The sequence below is a fragment of the Streptomyces bobili genome (assembly GCF_002154575.1).
In the GTDB taxonomy this organism is placed as follows: Bacteria; Actinomycetota; Actinomycetes; order Streptomycetales; family Streptomycetaceae; genus Streptomyces; species Streptomyces bobili.
The window spans coordinates 12,671-29,371 of record NZ_MUBA01000016.1 but is presented as its reverse complement, the minus strand read 5'-3'; the positions used below and the strand labels follow the sequence as shown (position 1 = coordinate 29,371).

At 73.0% G+C, this 16,701-nt stretch carries 12 protein-coding genes and 1 pseudogene; 3 read left to right on the top strand and 10 right to left on the bottom strand.

Annotation, left to right across the window (positions count from 1 at the left end):
• The 3 genes and pseudogenes from BZL64_RS02035 to BZL64_RS02025 all read right to left on the bottom strand — a co-directional run.
• Positions 1-1,562 (bottom strand): GAF domain-containing protein (locus tag BZL64_RS02035; protein ID WP_244205145.1); only part of this gene is annotated, 1,562 nt, incomplete at its 3' end.
• Positions 1,563-1,749: 187 nt separating this feature from the next.
• Positions 1,750-2,952: a cysteine desulfurase-like protein gene (locus BZL64_RS02030; RefSeq protein ID WP_086765453.1), complete on the bottom strand. Its 1,203-nt coding sequence runs from the start codon at positions 2,950-2,952 to the stop codon at positions 1,750-1,752.
• A 289-nt stretch (positions 2,953-3,241) separates the two neighbouring features.
• Positions 3,242-3,855, bottom strand: a pseudogene (locus tag BZL64_RS02025) (oxygenase MpaB family protein); the annotation flags it as partial.
• A gap of 368 nt (positions 3,856-4,223) precedes the next feature.
• Here BZL64_RS02025 and BZL64_RS02020 point away from each other — a divergent pair.
• Positions 4,224-5,258: a glycoside hydrolase family 11 protein gene (locus BZL64_RS02020; RefSeq protein WP_086765451.1), complete on the top strand. Its 1,035-nt coding sequence runs from the start codon at positions 4,224-4,226 to the stop codon at positions 5,256-5,258.
• Between the two features lie 64 nt (positions 5,259-5,322).
• Here BZL64_RS02020 and BZL64_RS02015 read toward each other — a convergent pair whose 3' ends face one another.
• Complete coding sequence (locus BZL64_RS02015; RefSeq protein WP_086765449.1) at positions 5,323-7,455, bottom strand: alpha-galactosidase; 2,133 nt, start codon at positions 7,453-7,455, stop codon at positions 5,323-5,325.
• Between the two features lie 188 nt (positions 7,456-7,643).
• On the opposite strand from BZL64_RS02015, the gene BZL64_RS02010 reads away from it, so the two are divergent.
• The gene (locus BZL64_RS02010; protein WP_086765448.1) at positions 7,644-8,828 is read left to right on the top strand and encodes an ROK family transcriptional regulator; all 1,185 of its coding nucleotides are present in this window, start codon (positions 7,644-7,646) and stop codon (positions 8,826-8,828) included.
• A gap of 144 nt (positions 8,829-8,972) precedes the next feature.
• Positions 8,973-10,346, top strand: coding sequence for an alpha-lytic protease prodomain-containing protein (locus BZL64_RS02005; RefSeq protein WP_086765446.1), 1,374 nt, complete (start codon positions 8,973-8,975; stop codon positions 10,344-10,346).
• Between the two features lie 109 nt (positions 10,347-10,455).
• Here BZL64_RS02005 and BZL64_RS02000 read toward each other — a convergent pair whose 3' ends face one another.
• From BZL64_RS02000 to BZL64_RS01975, 6 genes are all read right to left on the bottom strand, one after another.
• Entirely contained in the window at positions 10,456-11,550 is a 1,095-nt protein-coding gene (locus BZL64_RS02000) for a serine hydrolase domain-containing protein (protein WP_086765445.1), read from the bottom strand.
• Positions 11,547-12,470: a DUF6895 family protein gene (locus BZL64_RS01995; RefSeq protein ID WP_086765443.1), complete on the bottom strand. Its 924-nt coding sequence runs from the start codon at positions 12,468-12,470 to the stop codon at positions 11,547-11,549. The genes BZL64_RS02000 and BZL64_RS01995 overlap by 4 nt, the downstream gene beginning before the upstream one ends.
• Positions 12,467-13,471, bottom strand: a complete 1,005-nt coding sequence (locus tag BZL64_RS01990; RefSeq protein WP_425276008.1) for a DUF6895 family protein — start codon at positions 13,469-13,471, stop codon at positions 12,467-12,469. Before BZL64_RS01990 ends, BZL64_RS01995 begins: the two co-directional genes overlap by 4 nt.
• Positions 13,468-14,172 carry a hypothetical protein gene (locus BZL64_RS01985; protein ID WP_086765440.1) on the bottom strand — a complete coding sequence of 235 codons (705 nt, stop codon included), beginning with the start codon at positions 14,170-14,172 and terminating at the stop codon, positions 13,468-13,470. The genes BZL64_RS01990 and BZL64_RS01985 overlap by 4 nt, the downstream gene beginning before the upstream one ends.
• 22 nt (positions 14,173-14,194) lie before the next feature.
• Positions 14,195-14,383 carry a hypothetical protein gene (locus tag BZL64_RS01980; protein ID WP_086765438.1) on the bottom strand — a complete coding sequence of 63 codons (189 nt, stop codon included), beginning with the start codon at positions 14,381-14,383 and terminating at the stop codon, positions 14,195-14,197.
• Between the two features lie 208 nt (positions 14,384-14,591).
• A complete protein-coding gene (locus tag BZL64_RS01975; RefSeq protein ID WP_086765436.1) occupies positions 14,592-16,658 on the bottom strand; it encodes a SpoIIE family protein phosphatase in 2,067 nt (688 codons plus the stop codon).
• Between the last annotated feature and the right edge of the window lie 43 nt (positions 16,659-16,701).

The following is a 16,701-nucleotide window of genomic DNA, read 5'->3' as shown; positions in this document are numbered from 1 at the left end:
CCCTGGACGTCGCCGATGACGGCCGCCGCGGCCGTGTCGTCGAGTCGGATCAGGTCGTAGAAGTCCCCGCCGACGTCCATGCCGCGGGTGGCGGGCAGATAGCGGGCGGCGACGCGCAGACCGACTATCGGGGGCAGCGTGCGCGGCAACAGTGCCTGCTGGAGAGCATGCGCGAGGTCGTGCTTGGTGTCGTACAGTCGGGCGCGGTCCAGGGCCTGCGCGATGAGTCCGGCGAGCGAGGTCAGGACGGCGCGTTCGGCGGCCGGGAAGTCGTGCGGGTGCTCGTAGGACAGGACGCAGATGCCGACCGGGCGGCCCGAGATGATCAGCGGGAGGAAGGCCCAGGCCTGTTTGCCGCTGATGCGCGGGGCTTCGGGGTAGATGCGCCGCATCTCCTCCGGGTCCGAGAAGAAGCCCGGGATGCCACTGCTCAGGGCGCGCCCCGCCGGGGTGAACCTCGTGTCGAGCGGGAGCGCGTCGAGGCGCTCGATGGTCCGCGGCGAGTAGCCGCGGTACCCGATGATCCGCAGCCGGCCCGCCTCGGCGGTGGACAGCACCAGCCCTTCGGCGCCGAAGGCGGGCATGATCTGGTCGGCGATCAGATCGACGACGTCCTGGACGCCGACGACCTCGGTGAGCGCGGCGGCCAGATGCGTGAGCTGGTACAGCTGCCCCATCCGGGACGGCTCGGCCGCGCTCACGACCTGGCGGGGCGCCGCCGCGGGCAGGGCCTGTGCACCGCTGGGAACGATCCGGACGCTGATGCCGCTGTCGTCCGGATAGAGGTGGAACTCCAGCCACTGGCCGGGCGGCCGGCAGGCGGTGAAGGAGACGGGTGCGCGGCTGAGCACGGCGGCGCGGTAGCGGTCCTCGTAGGTGGGGTCGTCGAGCCAGCGCAGGGACTGCCAGGGCAGCGTGCCCAACAGATCGCCCGCCTCGCGCCCGAGCAGGGTGCAGGCTCCGGAGCTGAGGTACGTGAAGCGGCCCGCCAGGTCGAGGGCGCAGCTGCCGCCGGGCAGCCGTTCGACGAAGTCGGCCGCCGCCATCGCCGGTGCGGCGTCTCGGCGGTCGGTCCCGTTGGGCAGGACCCGCGGCCGGCCGGTCCCGGCCGGCGGCCTGCCGCGCTCGGCGGCCTCCTCGATCAGCCGCGCCAGCCGTCGGCAGCTGGACATGATGTTGCCCTGCTCGCGCCCCGTCATGTACGGCGGACGGGTGGCCGGCCACATCAGCAGCAGGGCACCCCAGCGACGGACACCCGTGACCGGTGCGGCGGCCAGCGCCAGCGGATAGGGCAGCGCCATCGCCGTGCGCGGGTAGGAGCGGGCCATCTCGCTCTGGCTGCCCACCCACACCATGCGCTCCTCCCGGACCGCGTCCGCCACCGGTGCAGGGGCCGCCACCGACACACGCGCCCACGGTTCGGCCAGCTCGGCGGGCGCCCCGCTCAGCACGTCCAGGCAGAGGACCTGCTCGTCGGGGGAGAGCAGGTAGAGGGCGCCGACGGCGGCGCCGGTGCGGCGCACGGTCTCGGCGAACGCGGCGTCCAGGCCATCTCCGTCCACGGCCGGATCACCCGTCCACGGCCGGATCACCTGTGTACGTCACGAGGCACCTCCAGCGTCGCAGGGGAGCTCGCGGGCGGCTGCCGGCTCCACGCGCGGCGCGGCCCGCCCCCGCAGGGCATGCCGCGCCTCTGTCACCAAGGACGCTACGCCGATCCGGGACGCTCGGCACGTCCCCGCGGGTGTCTCATTCCAGGACGGCGAGCGCCTCCAGAAGCCGGTCGACGTCCTCGGCGGAGCTGTACGGCGCCAGCCCGACCCGTACACCGCCCCCATTGCCGAGACCCAGGTGGCGGGACGCCTCCAGGGCGTAGAACGAACCGGCCGGCGCGTCCACCCCGTGCCCGGCGAGATGCCGGGAGACGTCGGCCGGGGCGTGGCCGGCCACCGTGAACAGCAGCGTCGGCGTGCGTCGCGCGGCCCGTGAGTACACCGTCACCCCGTCGGCCTGCGACAACCCGACCTCCATGCGCTCGCGCAGAGCCTCCTCGTGCGCTTCGATCGCGGCGAAGGACGCGACCAGCCGCGCCCGGCGGCCGTCGGTTCCCGTGCCCGGCACGAAACCGGCGAGGAAGTCCACCGCGGCCCGCACCCCCGCCAGCAGCTCGTACGGCAGCGTGCCCAGCTCGAAGCGCTCGGGGACGGCGTCGGCGGAGGGCAGCAGCTTGTCCGGGCGCAGGGACTTCAGCAGAGCCGCCCGGCCGGTCAGGACGCCCAGGTGCGGACCGAGGAACTTGTACGGCGAGCACACCAGGGTGTCCGCGCCGAGCGCGGCGAGGTCGACCGTGGCGTGCGAGGCGAAGTGCACCGCGTCGACATGGAGCAACGCGCCTGCCCCGTGGGCGGCTTCGGCGACGGCCGGGATGTCGGGACGGGTGCCCAGAAGGTTGGACGCCGCGGTGACCGCCACCAGCCGGGTGCGCGGGGACAGGAGGTCCCCGATCCGCTCCGGGGCCAGCTCGCCCGTGCCCGGGTCGAAGTCCGCCCACCGCACGGTCGCGCCCACCGCCTCGGCGGCCTGGACCCAGGGCCGTATGTTGGCGTCGTGGTCGAGGCGGGTGACGACCACCTCGTCACCGGGGCCCCAGTCCTTGGCCAGGGTGCGCGCCAGGTCGTAGGTGAGCTGGGTGGCGCTGCGGCCGAACGCGACGGTGTCCGGGTCGGTGCCGAGCAGGTCGCCCATCGCCCGGCGGGCCGCGAGCACGATGTCCTCGGCGTTGCGCTCGCCCTCCGTGAGGTGTCCCCGGTTGGCCAGTGGGTGGGCGAGGGCCTCGGCGACGGCGTCGATCACCGGCTGCGGGGTCTGCGTGCCGCCGGGCGCGTCGAAGCGGGCCGAGCCGGATTTCAGGGCGGGGATCTGCGCGCGGATCGCGTCGACGTCGAGGTGCATGCGTACTCCTGCGGGGAGAGGGCGTCTTCCTTCCGGATCAGTCTGACCCCGAGCTTGTCCGCCCGGGGACGGGGTGCCGACCGGGCGGGACTGCCCGACGGCGGCGGTGCCCGTGTCGGTGCGGCTCGCCGGCCGGTCGGTGCCGCGGCCGTCGTCGTGTACGTCCGGCGTGATGCGCAGTCCGACACGGGTGTGCCGCGCCGTTTCCTGGGAACACGTGGTTCGTGTGTGCGGGGCGGTGCGCCTGGGGAGGTCTGCGCCGCCCCGCCCCTCTGCGCTGGGGCGGTCGGGAGACGGTGGCGGGCGGCGGTGTCCAACGGCCGGTCCCGGCCGGTCCTCGGGCGACGCCGTACTCCTCCTTCAGCTGCTCGGGGATGGCGTAGTACATGACGCGGCCTCGGGTCAGGGAGGACAGCTCCAGGACGGTGGTGAGATGGCCCAGGCGGTCCAGGGCCCAGCCGGCCATCGGTGAGCGGTCCTCGATCGACTCCAGGACGCCCAGGAGGTGGGGGACCGCCCGCACGCGGGTGTCCCAGGGGGTGCGGGGACCTGGAGCCAGTCGGCGCAGGTGTCGCCGACGAGGTAGCGGATCAGGGCGGACACGACCGGGTCGAAGAGGGTGCCGGGGACGACGTCCTCGTACAGGTCGATGAGCTGTGGAGTGAGGTGGGCGCCCTCGGTGGACGGGCCCATGTGGCGCGTCATGTAGAGGTCCAGGAACTGGCGCGCCTCCGGCAGGGCCCCGGGCACGGCGTCCTGGTCGACGCCCGGCATCGCACCGACGACGCGCCAGGCGTAGAAGTACGCCGCCGCTCCTTCCTCGGAGAGATGGACGCCGAGGCGGTGCAGGGAGTCGAGGACGAGCAGGGAGAAGAACATCTGCCCGCCGATCATGTCCTCTCCTCTCGCCCGGGACCGCGCGGTGTCGAATACGTCATGCCGCTTCCCCCATGTCCCCTTGAGCACGGTGGGCCGCCGGAGTCGGAGATCGGCGGATCCCCATCGAGTGACGGACGGAACGTACGTTCGTCCGGAAGGCGTCCGAATGTTTCGAAGTTGGCTGACCGCTCCAGTGGATCTCCATGATGGCCTTTCTGTTCCGTCCACTTGAGGAGTCCCGCCAGGTGAGAGCATTGGTCTGCCGAAATAGCCCGCCTGACGACACCTCAAAGTCTCCGAACGTTTCGAAATGATTACCGAAACAGTTGACTGTTGACGGGGACAGCTCAACACTTTTGCCATTCCCGTCCCCCGAAGGAGGAGGCGCGCACATGGCCGCGTTCATCCATCCGCAGAGCCGCAGCACGCAGAGCCGCAGCACGCAGGGCCGCAGTCGCACGCCGTTCCGCAGGCTCGTCCGCAGTGTCTGGACGGTCGCCCTGGCCGTCGTCGTGGCGATGCTGCTGCCGGCCTCGGCCCATGCCGACACCGTCGTCACGAGCAACCAGACCGGCACCGACAACGGCTACTACTACTCGTTCTGGACGGACTCCCCGGGCACCGTCTCCATGAACCTCGCCGCCGGTGGCAACTACAGCACCACCTGGCGCAACACCGGGAACTTCGTCGCCGGCAAGGGCTGGGCCAACGGCGGGCGGCGTGCCGTGACCTACTCGGGCACCTTCAACCCGTCCGGCAACGCCTACTTGACGCTGTACGGATGGACCGCGAACCCGCTCGTCGAGTACTACATCGTCGACAACTGGGGCACCTACCGGCCCACCGGAACCTACAAGGGCACGGTCACCAGTGACGGCGGCACGTACGACATCTACAAGACGACGCGGTACAACGCCCCGTCCGTCGAGGGCAACAAGACCTTCGACCAGTACTGGAGCGTCCGCCAGTCGAAGCGCACGGGTGGCACCATCACCACTGGCAACCACTTCGACGCCTGGAACCGGGCAGGCATGCCCCTCGGCAGCTTCAACTACTACATGATCATGGCGACCGAGGGCTACCAGAGCAGCGGCAACTCCAACATCACGGTCGGCGGCACCGGATCGGGCGGCGGAGGCGGTGGCGGCGGCGGTGGCGGCACCGGCTGTACGGCGACCCTGTCCGCCGGGGAGCGGTGGAGCGACCGGTACAACCTCAATGTGTCGGTGAGCGGGTCGAGCAACTGGACCGTGACGATGAACGTCCCGTCCCCGGCGAAGGTTCTCTCCACCTGGAACGTCAGCGCGAGCTACCCCAGCAGTCAGGTGCTGACGGCGAAGCCCAACGGCAGCGGCAACACCTTCGGCGTCACCGTGCAGGCCAACGGCAACTGGACCTGGCCGACGGTCTCCTGCGCCACCGGCTGACCGTCCGGGCCGGGCTCGAAGCGGGGGCATCCGACAACGTCGGGTGCCCCCGTCGGCGCGGGTCTCAGTCGGAGTCGGGCAGCCGGACCAGGTGGACGGCCGTGCTCGACCAGTCGCCGCGTGGCAGGTCGAGCAGGAGACCGTACTCGGTGAGGACCGTGGAGTGGTGCACGGCGCCGGTGCGGGCGTCGCGGTAGCGGGCGCCGGGCGTGAGCGCGGGCAGCCGGACGGGGAGGCGGGGCGTGCCGTGCCGGGGCCCGCGCTGCCAGGCCAGTACGAGGAGTTCGGCGGCGTCCTCGGCGACGTACTGCACCACCGTCGGCCGGTCGCCGAGCGGCTCGGTCAGCCGGTACTGCGCGCCGTGCTGCACGAGGTGGCGCACTTCCTTGTACTCGGCCACCAGCGCCGCGCCCTCGGCGAGTTCCTCCTGCGACCAGCGGGTGAGGTCGCCGCCGATGCCGAGCAGCCCGGCCATGGCGGAGTGGAACCGGAACCGCAGCGGCACCGTGCGGCCGGTGACCTGGTTCGGTACGTCGGTCACCCACGCGGACATCGTGCGCGCGGGGTACACCTGCCCGTACCCGTGCTGGATGGCCAGCCGGTCGACGGCGTCGGTGTTGTCCGACGCCCAGGCCTGGTCGGTGCGCGCGAGGATGCCGAGGTCGACGCGCCCGCCGCCCCCGCTGCACGTCTCGATCCGCAGGCCGTCATGGTCGGCGCGCAGCCGGTCCAGGACGCCGTACAGGTTCGTGACGTACGCGCTCCACAGCCGGTCGTCGCCCTGGTCGGCGCCCGGCCAGCCCGCCTCGCTGAAGGCACGGTTCATGTCCCACTTGAGGAAGTCGACGGCGTGGTCGCCGACCAGCCGGGTGAGCCACCCGTACGCCCAGTCGGCCACGTCCCGGCGGGCGAAGTTGAGGACGAGCTGGTTGCGCAGCTCGCTGCGGGTCCGGCCGGGGATGTGCAGGACCCAGTCGGGGTGTTCGCGGTACAGGTCGCTGTCGGGATTGACCATCTCCGGTTCCACCCAGATGCCGAACCGCATGCCGAGCCCGTGCACGGTGTCGGACAGCGGGCCGAGGCCGTCGGGGAAGCGGTCGGCGGCCGGCGTCCAGTCGCCGAGACCGGCCCGGTCGCTGCGGCGCGAGCCGAACCAGCCGTCGTCGACGACGTACAGCTCGACGCCCAGCGCGGCGGCCCGTTCGGCGAGGGTCTTCTGACTGGCCTCGTCGACGTCGAAGCCGGTGGCCTCCCACGAGTTGTAGAGCACCGCCCCGCTCTCCCGGCCGCGCGGCAGGACATGGGCGAGCGTGTACGCGTGCCAGGCGCGGCTCGCCGCGCCGAAGCCGCCGTCGGTGCACAGCCCGGCGAACACGGGAGTGGTGTGCTCCTCGCCCGGCGCGAGCGGCAGGCCGACGCCCTCGTGACCGGCGCCGCCGGTCCAGCCGGCCCGGCCGTCGGGGGTGCGCTGCGCGGTGAGCCGCCAGGTTCCGGACCAGGCGAGGGCGGCGCTCCACACCCGCCCGTGGTCCTCGGTGGCGTCGCCCGCGTCGAGCATCAGCCAGGGGTTCGCGTGGTGGCTGGTGATGCCACGCCTGCTGGTCAGCACGGTCTCGCCGTAGGGCAGGGGATCCCGGCGCAGCTGGGTCTCGGCGGACCACTGGCCGGTGACGTGGCTGAGCCGGTAGTCGGGCAGCGGGGGCAGGGTCCAGGCGGCGGAGTCGGCCCGCAGGAGGTCGACGCGCTGGTCCCCGGCGTTGTGCAGCACGGTCCTGCGCTCGATGACGTCCGTGTCCTCGCGCACCCGGTAGTGCAGCGCCACCCGCAGGGGGTAGAGCCGGTCGCGGAACTCCAGGACGAGTTCGGCGCTGCCGGACGCGGGCTCGTGCACGCGGTGTCCCACCGGCTCCCATTCGAAGGCGCGCGAGCCGTCGGCGTAGCGCACCTGGAGGGAGGGCGGGCCGAAGCGGGTGCCTCCGTCGACGGGCAGTTCCTCGCCCACCGGCGGCCGTCCCTCGAAGCTGTCGCCCGCCGACTCGACGGGGACGAGGAGGTCCTCCGCCTCCGGGAGGGTCAGCCGCGGCCCCCACGCCAGATGGCAGGGGGCGCCCGTCTCGTCGATCCGCAGGGCGTACGACGTGTGCGGGGTGGTCAGCAGCCAGATCCCGGTGTCCGGGGAGAAGGAGATCATCGGTATCGGGCCTCACGTGGGTGACGGTCGAGGGAGGGACGGAGTGAGGCAAAGCCAAGCCTGACCTTCGATCGCATGTCAAGCCCCCACCTGCGTCGATGCATCGAAAGCCCAGCGCAACTCACAGCGAGCCTTCAGGGTTTCCCGATTTCTTTCATTGACAGCGGAAAATAAGAGTCCGTAGGTTCTCCGCCATGTCCTCGCCCGCCGACACCGAGACGTTCCCCGCCGCCACGCCCGCCGCCGCGCACCTCTTCACCACCGTCCTGTCCCACGGCCCCCTCACCCGCCTGGAGATGGCCCGGCGGGCGGGGCTGTCCCCGGCCGCCGTCACCAAGGCCGTGCGCCCGCTGATCGCGTCGGGCTATCTGGCGGAGGAGGCGGACGCGGGCGGGGATGCGGAGGTCCGCCCGGCGCTCGGGCGGCCCGCGACCCTGGTCCGGGTGGACGGTGGCCGCGCGCTGTTCATCGGCGTGAAGCTGACCGGCGACGAGATCATCGGCGTGCTCACGGATCTGTGCTGCCGGATCCTGCTCGCCCGCCGCGTGCCGCTGGCCGACCGCGACCCGGACGCGGTCCTCGACGCGACCACGGACCTGGTGCGGGAACTGCTGACCGAGGCGGAAGGCTACGGCGTCCGCGTGGCCGGCCTCGGCATCGCTGTCTCGGGTGACGTGGACCGCGCCGAGGGTGTGGTGCAGTACTCGCCGTTCCTGGACTGGCACGACGTGCCGCTGGCGGGGCTCGTCGCCGCCGGCACGGGGCTGCCGGTGACCGTCGACAACGACGTGCGGGCACTGACGGTCGCCGAGCAGTGGTTCGGTGCGGGCGTGGGTCTGTCGGACTTCGCCGTGGTCACGGTCGGCGCGGGCATCGGCTGCGGACTGGTCGTGCACGGCCGGGTGGTCGCCGGAGCGCATGGCGTGGCCGGTGAGATCGGCCATGTGACCGTCGAAGCCGACGGTCCGCCCTGCCACTGCGGCAACCGCGGCTGTCTGGAGGCCGTCGCCTCGGACGGGGCGATCCTCGCCCGTATCCGGGAGACCGGCGGAACGGAGGTCACCGGCACCGCCGAGGCCGTGGAGAGGGCACGCCAGGGGGACACCGGCGCGCGCGAGGCGTACGCCAGGGCCGGGAACGCCATCGGCCGGGGCATCGCCACCGTCGTCAACCTGTTCGGACCCGCCCGCGTGATCATCTCCGGCGAGGGCCTGGCCGCCTACGACCTCTTCGCCGAGCAGATCCGCGAGGCGTTCCAGGCCGCCGCGTTCGGCTCGGCCGCGCAGTGCGACGTACGGACCAGGCCGCTGCCCTTCGAGGAGTGGGCGCGCGGGGCCGCCGCCACCGCCATCCAGTCCTTCATCACCGTGCCGAACTGACCGCGGGCCCGCAGCCCCGCGTGTACTGCACATGGCAGCCCCGCGCGTCCCCCGAAGCCGCTAAACCCCCCTGCCTCCGACATCTCTTCGCACCCCACGGGCAAGGTCTCGCGTCATCCGACCCTTCCCGAGGAGGCACTCCGCATGGTCGCCAGACCCACCGCCGGCAGACGCCGCGCCGCCCTGACCGCTGTCAGCACCCTCGTCCTGACGGCCGTTCCCGCGGTCGCGGCCGCCGGGCCGCCGCACGCCGCCCGGCCCGGACCCGCCGCCGTCCGCACGGCGGGCGCCGAGCAGGCCCCACCGGAGGTGCTGCGTGCCCTCCAGCGCGATCTGCGCCTGACGGCCCGGCAGGCCGCCGCCCGCCTGGCCAACGAAGCGGAGGCGGGCCCCCGGGCCGGCCGCCTCCACAACGCGCTCGGCGCGCGCTTCGCCGGAGCGTGGGTGACCGGCAGGACGTCCGCCGGCCTCACGGTCGCCACCACCGACGCCGCCGACGTCCCCGCGATCCGCGCCGAGGGCGCCCAGGCAGCCGTCGTCACCACACCCCTCAGCGGCCTGCTCTCCCTCAAGGACGACCTCGACGCGGCGGCAGGCCGGGTGCGGACCGCCCAGACGCCCGTCTGGTACGTCGACGTCCGGGCCAACCGGGTCGTCGTCCAGGCGACCAGCCGGTCCGCCGCGACCGCCTTCATCGAGGCGGCCGGTGCCCAGGACAGGGGCGTCGGCATCCGCGTGTCGCCCGAGCGGCCCCGCCCCATGAAGGACATCGTCGGCGGCGACGCCTACTACATCGACGGCGTCGCCCGCTGCTCCGTGGGCTTCTCCGTCACCAAGGCCGAGCAGCAGGGCTTCGCGACGGCGGGCCACTGCGGCCGGGCCGGGTCCACGACGACCGGTTTCGACGACACCGACCAGGGCGTGTTCCAGGCGTCGGTCTTCCCGGGCAAGGACATGGCCTGGGTGGGCGTCAACAGCGCCTGGACCGGCACGGCCGCCGTCCGGGCGGAGGCCGGCACCACGATCCAGGTCACCGGCTCGGTGCAGGCGCTGGTGGGCGCCTCGGTGTGCCGCTCCGGTTCGACCAGCGGCTGGCACTGCGGCACGGTCGAGCAGTACGACGCGAGCGTCAGCTACCCCGACGGTCCCGTCGACGGCCTGACCCGCACCACGGTCTGCGGTGAACTCGGCGACTCCGGCGGGCCGTTCGTCGCCGGGACGCAGGCCCAGGGCGTCACCTCGGGCGGCTCGGGGGACTGCGCGAGCGGCGGCACCACCTTCTTCCAGCCGCTCAACCCCCTCATGGAGGAGTTCGGGCTGACCCTGAGGACCGCGGGCGAGACGGTGACACCCGCTCCGCAGCAGGACACCTCCGCCGACACCTGGGCCGCCGGCCGGGTCTACGAGGTGGGGGAGACCGTCTCCTTCTCCGGCGTCGACTACGTGTGCCTCCAGAACCACCAGGCACAGGGTACGGGGTCGCCGGCGGCCGCCCCGGCCCTGTGGCAGCGCTCCTGAGGGCCGCGTCCCGCTGAGCTAGCCCCGGCGGCGGAACGAACGCCCCCGCCGGGGCGCGCCCGTGTCACTCCCGCACGTGTCACTCCCGCACGTGTCGCTCCAGCTCGCGTCACTCCCGCGCGAGGAGCGAGTAGGCGGTGGCCACGAACGGGTCGTGGGCCCGGAACCGGCGGGTGCACAGCGCCACCAGGGCCGTGCCCGTGTCGGGCCGGAATCCCAGGAACGCCTGCTGGCCCAGGGTCGCCCCGCTGTGGAAGTACATCGGCCCCCGGTCCGTGGGATGACGGAACCAGCCCGTCGTGTGCACGTGCCGGTGGCCGAGCCCGCGGCGCAGGACGGGAGTGCGCACCGACAGCAGGGCCTCGGCCGACGCGGCGGCGCCGAGCGGGTCGAGATGGGCCTCCAGGAAGGTGAGCAGGTCGTGCGGCGTGGCCCGGACCGCACCGGCCGCCCGGAAGCCGCCCGCGTCGAAGGGCGGCACGGGTGAGCGGCCGTCCTTGCCGTGCCCCACGGCGTCGCTGCCCGGCCCGCCCGGCCACGCACCCGTCGAGTCCAGCGCCAGCGGGTCCAGGACGTGTTCGGCGAGCAGTTCCTCCCACGCCGTACCGGTGGCCGAGGCGAGGGCGTGCCCGAGTACGGCGACGCCGAAGTTCGAGTAGTGCCACCGCGTACCGGGCCGGTGCCGTGGACGGTGGCGCAGGAAGGCGTCGACGACGCGCGGGCCGGGGTAGCGGGCGTAGGGGTTGGTCCGCCAGGCGGGCAGGGCCCGGACGAGGAAGTCGGCGGGCAGGGCGGGCAGTCCCGAGGTGTGGGTGAGGAGATGGGCGAGGGTCACCGGGCACGCCCCCGGCACGCGGTCCGGGCGCAGGCAGGTGACGGCCGGTTCGCCTCCGGTCAGCAGGCCGCGCCGGATCAGCTGGGCCAGGACCAGCGCCGTGAACGGCTTGGAGGCGGAGCCCAGTTCGTAGCGCAGCTCCGGGCGGGGCACGGCGGGCGGCGGTGCGGTGCCGCCGCTGCGGAGAGTGCGCCGGCCGTGCCGGGACACGGCGAAAACGGCGTCGGGCGCGTCCACGGCGTCCACCGCCTCCGCCAGCCGGTCCGACCAGGCCAGGTCACCCGACTCGACCGGTGGGAGCCGCCGTTGGCAGGCATGGGCGGCCTCGGACTCGGGGACGCCCGGCCAGCGCGCGGTCGCCGGGGTCATGACGCGGCTGCCTGCGCCAGCTCTGAGAGGGCGCGGGAGGTGGCCAGTGCCGAGGCGAAGGCGGCGACCAGCGTGGGGTGGTAGACGACGTCGAAGACCTGGTCGGGATCGCCCTCGGGCATCGAACGCAGCGCCGGCATCGCCCCGTCGGCCTGTTGCGCCGCCGCGAACGCCGTCCAGGCCCGCTCGTCGAGAGTGGGCCGCGGCAGACAGGCGTCGACGACCAGCAACTCGCCCAGCAGGTCCCAGCGCCGCAGGTCCAGCCAGTCGTCGAGCCACACCGGCAGCCAGTCGGCCAGATAGCCGGCGATGTTCGGCGGCAGGCCGTCGGGATGCTCGCCCCAGTCCGTCAGATGGAACACGGCGTGCGTGATGTCGTAGGCGATGTGCCCTTCCACCGTCCAGGGCTCCGGGGTGCGCGCCAGCCAGGTCCCGGCGAGGGCGTCGGCCTCGGGCGGGCGGGGGGACAGCCCGAAGCGCCGCTGGAACGCGGACAGGCCGAGGCGCCGGGTCGGTGTCATCTCGAACGCCGACCAGCTGTCGGTCCGGTGGTTGAGGACGGCGGCGCGCTCGATCTCGGGCCGGCTGTGGCCCAGCTCCCTGAACGGCAGGTACACCTCGAACGGGATGGGCGAGATCGGTTCGATGCGCTGGGCCAGCACCAGATGGGCGCCCCCGTCCAGCGTCTCCCGCCAGGCGTGGTCGAGCAGCCGGCGCGCCAGGTCGGCCTGCCGTGCCCCGGCCACGCCTTCGCGGAACAACACCTTGCAGATCAGGGCGAGTTCGCCGACCGGCTTGAGCCGTTCCAGGAACCCCACCTCGGGATCGACGTCCGGTTCCAGCCGGAAGCCCTCGCGATGGGACCACAGCCACTCCAGGGCGCGGACGCCGACGGTGTGGATCAGCCGGGTGTCGGTCATCGCGGGGCTCCTTCCAGGTCGTCCTCGTACGCGCCGGTCGTGCCGTCGGTCGCCCGGAGTCGCCCGATGGTCAGGGCGGCGGCGAAGGCGGCCATGAGGGTGGAGTGATAGCAGTGCGCGAACTCCGGTTCGGAACGGGGACCTTCGAGGGGTGGCCGTTCCTCGGGGAGCGCTCCGGTGGCGTGCCGGGCGCTCGCGATCCGCTCCCAGGCGTCGCACGCCGCGGCCTGCCCGATGGGCTCGGGCAGACTTGCCGCCACCGCGAGCAGCTCACAGCTCAGGTCCCACATCCCGGCGTCGAGACACGTGTCGAGCCAGGCCGGGAGCCAGTCGGCCAGATAGGTGCCCAGGTCGGCCGGAACACCGTCCGGGTCCCGGCCCCAGTCGGTCAGATGGAACACCACGTGGGTCAGCGCGTACCCGGAGAAGCGCTCGAAGGTCCAGGGTTCCGGGAGTCCGCCCAGCCACGTGCCGCTCACCAGCCGGGGGACGTCCTCGGGCCGGTGGACGCCGACGCACCGCTCCGCGGCGAGCACGCCGAGCCGCCGGGTCGGGTCCTGTTCGGCGAGCCGCCAGCCACGGGTGCGGGCCACCGCGGCCGCCGCCGCCTCGTAGCCCGCGTGCCGCAGGCCCGCCGAGGCGAACGCGGCGTACACCTCCAGGGGGTAGGCCGCGAAGGGCTCGAACCGCTGCAGCAGGGCGAAGAGTTCGCCCTCTCCGGTCTGTCGCCAGGCGTAGGCCAGGAGGTCCCGCGCGGGCGCGTGCAAGGGGTCCGGGGACGGGGTGTGCCGGGACACGGCCGCGCAGACCCGGGCCAGTTCGCCCAGGGGTTTCCAGCTGCCGTTCACCGCCCCGTCCGGGGCCAGGGCGTCCGCGCCGAGCGCGAAGTCCTCGCGGTGCGCGGACAGCCAGGCGAGGGCGTCCTCCTCGACGCGGCGGGCGGTACGGACGGGCGAGGACGCCTCTCCCTCCGCTCCCGTGCCCGTGTCGACGGACGTCACACGAACACCCCGGCCCGTATCGACCGGGCCGCCTGCACCTGGAGGGCGACGCGAGGGTCGGTGCCGCCCATCAACTCCACGAAGTCAAGACCGGCTTCGAGCCCGAGAGTGGTGGGCACCCCGTCCAGCAGCATCAGCCAGCGCCCCGCTCCGGCGGCCTGCTGCCAGTCCCTGCGGCGTACCGCCCGGACGAAACCCCGGGACACGTCCACGGGCCGGCGGCGGGCGGCGCGGGTCACCGCGCACTCCTCACCGGGGACCGCCAGGGCGGCCAGGACAGCGAGCTGACGGGTCAGGACCTGCCAGGGCGCGGCGTCGAGCCGGCTCGCGTCCGGCTCCGGCGGCGTGTCACCGCGGCGGCCCGGACCGGGCGGCTCCAGTCGGCGCAGGGTGCGGATCATGGCCCAGTGGCTCCAGCGGATCGCCGGGGCGCTGTCCGCGCGGGGCGGGAAGGCCTCCAGGGCCCTGCGGAACAGGGCGAGTTCCGTCTCGTGGGGCGCAGTACGCAGCAGGACGTTCGGCAGGAGCAGATCGGCTCCCGTCACGCGCACGGCCGCCAGCAGTAGCCGGTCGGCGCCGTCGTCGGCCACCGTGCGGACCACCGGCGGAGCGTGGTCCCCGCCACGAAGGGCGGAGACCACACCGGCAGCGAGGTCCTGCACCGTACCCGGCAGAAGGGGCGAGGTGCCTGACTGCTCCATTGCCTGCTCCTGTCGCTCTCCCTCAGCTCTTCTTGGGGCGCGGGGTCGGCGGGGACAGCAGCAGCGTGGTCGTCCCGGAGGACAGTGCCAGCGCCGCGCACTCCCTGCTGTCTCGGAAGACCCCGTCGGCCTCGGCGGGGTCGAGGACCGCTTCGAGTTCGTCGGCGCGCAGGCCGGTCAGTTCGTCGGTCCGGTGGTCGGTGGATGCCATACCCACCATCTCCCTCTGGTTCTGGGCTGAAAGGCTTCCACCACCAAGTTGACCGGATTGGGGCAAATGATGCAAAAGTTCCCTAAGTTATAGAAGTAACCTCTTCAATATCTCCGCCTTCAACATCCCGGAACCCGACGCCGCGCCCGGACCGGCGCGGCGTCAACGGCCGTCCACCCCGCCGACGAACGGACCGACAGGCCGTCAACTAGGTGGTCCGGGCGACGAGAAGGGCGACATCGTCGTGGTCCTCGGGGTGACGCAGCCCGTACAGCAGGAGGTCACAGACCTCCTCCAGAGGCCGGTGCGGCTCGTCGAGGAAACTGAGCAGCACGTCCAGACGGTCGTCGATCGAGTGATGCCGGGTTTCCACCAGACCGTCGGTGTAGAGGACCAGCAGGTCACCGGGGACGAGTTCGGTCGTGGTCGTCTCGAAGTCGACACCGCCGACGCCGAGCGGGGCCCCGGTGGGCAGATCGAGCAGTCTGGGCGCATGACCGGGACCGGCCAGCGCGGGCGGCATGTGGCCCGCGTTGGCGATCCGGCACTGGCGCGTACGGGGGTCGTAGACGGCGTACAGGCAGGTGACGATGTAGTGCTCCAGGCCGCGGGTGATCTTGTCGAGGTGCCGGAGCACCGAACCGGGGTCGAGCTCCAGGTCCGCGTAGGCGCAGGTGGCGGTGCGCAGCCGGCCCATCGTGGCGGCGGCGTCGATGCCGTTGCCCATCACGTCGCCCACGACCAGGGCGGTCTTCTCGTCGGTGAGCGGGATGACGTCGTACCAGTCGCCGCCCACCTCACTGGTCGCCTGGGCGGGCTGGTAGCGCGAGGCCAGCTCCAGCCCGGTGTGCCGGGGCGGATGGTCGGGCAGCAGGCTGCGCTGGAGCGTGAGGGACGTGTTGCGCACGCTCTGGAACCAGCGCGCGTTGTCGATGGCCACGGCGGCACGGCCGGCCAGCTCACTGGCGAGGATGACGTCGTCCTCGTCGAACGGGAGCGGATTGCGGGTCCGCTTCAGGTCCAGGGCGCCCAGCACCTCGCCGTGGGCGATCAGCGGCACGGCGAGGTAGGAGTGCACACCGGCACGGGCGAGGAGCGCCGAGGCCTCGGGGTCGCGGGCGATGCGCGCCAGATCGCGCTCGCCGACATGGCGTACGAGGACCGGCCGGGCGCTGTGCACGCACAGGGTGACCAGACGGTCGCCCTCGTAGGCGGTGAGGTCGCCGGGAGGGTCGGCGGCACGCTCCGCCACGGTCGGGTGGGCGGACTTGAGGGCGAGAGCGCGGAAGAGTTCCGGACCGTTGTCCGGACGGCGTCTGCGGCGGCAGGCGAGGGCCGAGTCGAGGATGTCGACGGCGGCCACGTCGGCGAGTTGCGGGACCGCGATCTCCGCGAGTTCCCGGGCGGTCCTCTCCACCTCCAGCGTGGTGCCGACGCGCGTGGAGGCGTCGGCGATGAGGGCCAGACGCCTGCGGGCCCGGTCGGCCTCGGCGGCGGCACGGTGGCGTTCGGTGACGTCGACGAGCGAGATGGCCGCGCCGAGGATCCGGCCGCCCGGATCCTCCAGCCGGTAGAAGGCCAGAGACCAGGCGTGCTCGTGGTCCGGGTCGGCAGGGGGCCGCCCCACGTGGAACTGGTCGAGCAGCGGCGTGCCGGTGGCGATCACCTGGCGCAGCGCGGACTCGATGGTGTCGATGTCGGGCAGGGGCAGGGTCTCCCGCAGCCGACGGCCGGGGTGTTCCTCGGCGGGCATGCCGTCGATCCGCTCCACCGCCGGGTTGACCAGGAGATACCGCAGGTCCGTGTCGACGAGGGCGAGACCGATCGGGGACTGGTTGATGAGCCGCTCGCACAGCGCGAGGTCCGTCTCGACGCGCTGGAGGAGCTGGTGGTCGGCGACGATGCCCAGGGCGTAGACGTCCCCGACATCGTCCTGGAGCCGGATGTTGCGGAACTCCACCAGGCGGCTGGTGCCGTCCTTGTGCCGCACGGGGAACGCGCCCGCCCAGCCGCGCCCGGTCTCCAGCACCTCCGCGAACAGCCGTACGACGGCCTGCAGATGCGCGGGGTCGATGAACAGCCGTGCCGCGTACGAGCCCAGGGCCTCCGCCGCGGTGTAACCGAACAGTTCCTCGGCCTGCGGCGTCCAGAAGACGATGCGTCCCTCGGCGTCGAGGACCACCGCGGCCACGCTGAGCATGTCCAGCAGGCCGGTGGTGCGAGGCGGCCCGGGACCGTACGGGTCGCTGTCGGACCGGAAGGATTCGGTCGTCATCCCTGAGCCTCCTCCACCGGTCGGCGGAACGGGGCGGCCACGG

Bases quoted from the DNA above. Each gene is read 5' to 3' on its own strand.
- BZL64_RS02020 (WP_086765451.1), top strand. From the start codon at position 4,224: ATGGCCGCGTTCATCCATCCGCAGAGCCGCAGCACGCAGAGCCGCAGC.
- BZL64_RS02005 (WP_086765446.1), top strand. From the start codon at position 8,973: ATGGTCGCCAGACCCACCGCCGGCAGACGCCGCGCCGCCCTGACCGCT.
- BZL64_RS01985 (WP_086765440.1), bottom strand. From the start codon at position 14,172: ATGGAGCAGTCAGGCACCTCGCCCCTTCTGCCGGGTACGGTGCAGGAC.
- BZL64_RS02010 (WP_086765448.1), top strand. From the start codon at position 7,644: ATGTCCTCGCCCGCCGACACCGAGACGTTCCCCGCCGCCACGCCCGCC.
- BZL64_RS01995 (WP_086765443.1), bottom strand. From the start codon at position 12,470: ATGACCGACACCCGGCTGATCCACACCGTCGGCGTCCGCGCCCTGGAG.
- BZL64_RS02000 (WP_086765445.1), bottom strand. From the start codon at position 11,550: ATGACCCCGGCGACCGCGCGCTGGCCGGGCGTCCCCGAGTCCGAGGCC.
- BZL64_RS02030 (WP_086765453.1), bottom strand. From the start codon at position 2,952: ATGCACCTCGACGTCGACGCGATCCGCGCGCAGATCCCCGCCCTGAAA.
- BZL64_RS01980 (WP_086765438.1), bottom strand. From the start codon at position 14,383: ATGGCATCCACCGACCACCGGACCGACGAACTGACCGGCCTGCGCGCC.
- BZL64_RS01975 (WP_086765436.1), bottom strand. From the start codon at position 16,658: ATGACGACCGAATCCTTCCGGTCCGACAGCGACCCGTACGGTCCCGGG.